Origin of the sequence: Pseudomonas sp. NFACC02, from assembly GCF_900110765.1 — a bacterium.
GTDB lineage: Bacteria > Pseudomonadota > Gammaproteobacteria > Pseudomonadales > Pseudomonadaceae > Aquipseudomonas.
In genome coordinates this window covers 1-3918 of the sequence record NZ_FOEO01000087.1, presented here as the reverse complement: position 1 = coordinate 3918, position 3918 = coordinate 1, and the positions used below count along the sequence as shown (strand labels likewise).

Annotated in this window: 4 protein-coding genes; all 4 read right to left on the bottom strand. The window is 56.5% G+C overall.

What is annotated here, in order from left to right:
* Window positions 1-244 precede the first annotated feature (244 nt).
* The gene (gltP, locus tag BMY73_RS27650) at window positions 245-1576 is read right to left on the bottom strand and encodes a glutamate/aspartate:proton symporter GltP (RefSeq protein ID WP_092411102.1); all 1332 of its coding nucleotides are present in this window, start codon (window positions 1574-1576) and stop codon (window positions 245-247) included.
* 719 nt (window positions 1577-2295) lie between these two features.
* Window positions 2296-2763: an inhibitor of vertebrate lysozyme family protein gene (locus BMY73_RS27645; RefSeq protein ID WP_062386463.1), complete on the bottom strand. Its 468-nt coding sequence runs from the start codon at window positions 2761-2763 to the stop codon at window positions 2296-2298.
* Window positions 2764-2765: 2 nt separating this feature from the next.
* Window positions 2766-2930 (bottom strand): DUF1328 domain-containing protein, encoded by a 165-nt coding sequence (locus BMY73_RS27640; protein ID WP_002555679.1) that lies wholly within the window; start codon window positions 2928-2930, stop codon window positions 2766-2768.
* Between the two features lie 88 nt (window positions 2931-3018).
* The gene (locus BMY73_RS27635; protein WP_062386460.1) at window positions 3019-3303 is read right to left on the bottom strand and encodes a hypothetical protein; all 285 of its coding nucleotides are present in this window, start codon (window positions 3301-3303) and stop codon (window positions 3019-3021) included.
* Window positions 3304-3918 lie beyond the last annotated feature (615 nt).

Here is a 3918-nt window from a genome sequence, read left to right as displayed (position 1 = left end):
AGCGTGGCTTGTCCCGCGATCTGGCGCGAAGCGGCAGCAAAGTCAGGCGACCCGGTTATGCCTGACACTCCGCATGCACCGGTTTTGCTGCCGGTCCCCGGCAGATCGCGGGACAAGCCACGCTCCTACAAAGTTGTGCAGCGCTGCCCAGCCATCAGGTGCAAGCGCGCTTCTACAGTTCATATGCCTAAAACAACAAACCCCAGCCAGGGCCAGGGTTTGTGTGTTTGCCGCTACTCAGCGATCAATCGACCGTCGACTGACCGACAGGCAAGGATTGCTTGCTGCGCCAATGCGGCAGCGAGTTCCAGTAGCGCTCGCCCTTGGCGTCGTCGTACATGCCTTCCCAGCGCGCAATGACCAGCACGGCCAAGGCGTTACCGATCACGTTCAGTGCGGTACGCGCCATGTCCATGATCCGGTCGACGCCCGCAATGAACGCCAGGCCTTCCAGCGGAATGCCGACGCTGCCCAGTGTCGCCAGCAGCACTACGAAGGAAACACCCGGCACGCCAGCAATGCCTTTGGACGTGACCATCAGCGTCAATACCAACATCAATTGCTGGCTGATCGGCATGTCGATGCCATACAACTGCGCGATGAACAACGCGGCGATGCTTTGGTACAGCGTCGAACCGTCCAGATTGAAGGAGTAGCCGGTCGGCACCACAAAGCTGCTGATGGCTTTTGGCGCGCCGTAGGCCTCCATCTTCTCGATCACGCGGGGCAGCACGGTTTCGGAGCTCGCGGTGGAGTAGGCCAGCACCAGCTCATCCTTGAAGATGCGCATCAGCTTGAGCACGGAGAAGCCGAACAGACGGGCGATCAGACCCAACACCACGAACGCGAAGAACGCGATAGCCACATAAACCAGGATCACCAGCTTGGCCAACGGCAACAGCGAGGCAAAACCGAAGTTGGCGACGGTCACGGCGATCAGCGCGAACACACCGATCGGCGCGTAGTTCATGATCATGTGAGTGACCTTGAACATGGTTTCCGATACGCCCTGGAACACCTTGACCAGCGGCTCACGTACTTCGGCGTTGAGGGTCGACAGCCCCAACCCGAAGAACACCGAGAAGAAAATGATCGGCAGCATGTCGCCACGTGCGACCGCCGCGAAGATGTTCGACGGGATGAGGTTGAGGATCGTGGCGATGAAAGCGTGATCGTGCTGAACTTCGGCAGTGGTTTTCTCATATTGGGAGATGTCCACGGTGCCCAGTGTGCTCATGTCGATGCCGGTGCCTGGGTGAAACACGTTCGCCAGTAACAGCCCGACGACAATGGCAATGGTGGTGACGATTTCGAAGTACAGAATCGTCTTCAAGCCGATGCGACCGAGTTTTTTGGCGTCACCCACACCTGCGATGCCGACAACCAGCGACGAGATCACGATAGGAATGACGATCATCTTGATCAGGCGGATGAAGATATCGCCCGCTGGCTGAAGGATATTGCTGATCCACCAGGCTTTTTCAGCACTGAAGTGGTTGAGCAACGCGCCCAGTGCAACACCCAACACCAAGCCGATGAGGATCTGCCAGGCGAGGCTCAGTTTTGCCTTCTTCATGTCATTACCCTTGTTGTAGTTGGCGTGGACATTTCTCGACCGACGCTTCCGAGGTCGCTCTTGCAGAGCAACATCGAGGCGCGGATGCCCTGAGAGCTGTCCATAAGGTCACCGCAAGCGAGCGTCCGAGCTCTTGGCAGGCGAAAAAGGGCGCAACTATTCCCATGGAAGCCTTGGGCGTCTAATGCCGTAAATGCCTACCTCATGCCGAATCGGTATGAGGAAAATCAAAGACTTACCCTGAGTCACCTCAAATTCTGACATTTTCAAGATACGGTTTTGTGCTCGGGGCTGGCTAAAACGTCGCCTGCAGCGAAGGGGAGGACAAAAATGGCGATGCAAGTGACAAATCAGTCACCTGCGGAAGAGCGGACATGGCGGGGATTTTTCGCCGATATACGGTCGTAGGAAAAAACGAAGGGGATATGTAGGAAAAATAACAGGAGGGGGAACCGCCGAAAATGCCCAGCAAAACCGAGCCTGACGTTTGCGCGTCGCAAGTCCATGATCGGATCGCAGCGAGAGGGCAGATCTGACAATGGACTTGCGTTGCGGCTTACCTGACCCGGCCCACGGATGGGAGCACTCCCTGTGCACCTGGGTCGCTCCCACCATTCCTTTGGTCAGAACGTCCCGGCCCCTTGGTCACGCCCGATCCTTCCTCGGGATCAAGCGGCTTTCGGGAAGACTCAGTTTGATTCGGTCTTCCTTCATTTGAATCAGTACCAGTTTGGGTCTTTCTTCAACTGCTCTTTCAGCAGTCCCTGCATGCCTTCGTCAGGCTTGCCGAGAAACCGGTAGTCGGCATGCCGTGTCGGGGATTTGTCCGCTGGCAGCCCTGCCGGCACCTCCACCAACATTGCATAGGCATGCGACTTGTCGAGGCTGAACGCCACAATGAGCCGTTTGTTGCGACAGGTGTCCTGGGTTTCGCAGAGAGGCCCTACCAGGTAGTCGTCGCCATCCTCGGTCACCGCGTTCATCTGCTCGGAGGCACCGGACAGATTGATCACCCAATCGGGTAACCGCTCTTCTTTCTTCACAACGCCCGACCAGGTCTGACGATATTCCGGGTCCGAGCTCAACAGCTCGTTAACCCGGGTCTGACCGTCGTTCGATGCCATCGCCATGGCGCTGGCACTCGTCAGGAGCGCCAGCGTCAACGCATGCAAATGCGCACGAACCATGGTTAACCCCGACCGCGACGACCGAAGAAGAACGACACGACAAACATCACCAGGAAGACGACGAAGAGAATCTTGGCGATACCCGTTGCAGTGCCTGCGATACCACCGAAGCCCAGAACCGCTGCAACAATGGCGATGATCAGAAAAGTGATAGCCCAACTCAACATGGTGATTCTCCTTACCGTTTTTAAATTCTTGCTACGAGGAAGTGTCGGGTTCGACCCTCCAGGTAGATCGTGTCTCTGATCGCTTTAATCAGAAAACCCAACTCTGTTGGCGCGGCGCTTGATCCACAGCCGATGCTGCGTCCTCAACCGGCTGCAGGCTCAGCGCCACATCGGAGGCCTTCAGCGCACTCGCTTTCGCAAATGGGGCGCTGTGGGTGTAGATGGGCTGGATTTGAGTCACCTCATGATCCTGATTCCAGTGATTGAACTGCTGAACGATGATCAACGTGACCATCAGCGCCAAACTGGCAAACAGACCTTGCTGCACGTGCAGAGGGGAAATGCGAAGTTTGGCGAGTGGTTGAGTGTTCATTCAGCTGGCTCCGGGAATCTTGTTGGCCGACGGTGCAGACCTTTGTTGCATGGAGACATTGCAGCCTGTGTGCCAGCTTTTTTTACACAATAAAATGTATATAAATCAATCAGTTAGTCAAAAGTGAAAGACACGTCTTACACGCAAGCTGCACGATTGAACACTTGGCATCGTGCGTAATGCACGAAGGGAGAGGTGAGGAACCAACAAACGGCGGGTTCTGCGTCCTGCCAGGAAGGAGGATTGGTCAGCCCTGCATAACCGTGTAGGAGCGTGGCTTGTCCCGCGATCTGACGGGGACCGGCAGCAAATCCTGTGCATGCGGTGTGTCAGGTACAACCGGGTCGTCTGATTTTGCTACCGCTGCGAGGCAGATCGCGGGACAAGGTGGAGCGCCACCCTGGCAGCTACTACGCCTCCGGCGGAATCAAAAGCGACGCAGCGGTCTGCCTCTGATCTTCTTACTGCTTTGGGGTTCGCGCTTGGTTGGTTCGCTGGGTTTGTTGGATTCGTGGGGTTTGGCATTGGGAGGGTGGGCAGATCCATTATTTCGGGTGGCGCCGATTCACCTTTCCGCCCCTCCGGCGGGTCACTTTTGAAAAGGCACCAAAAGTA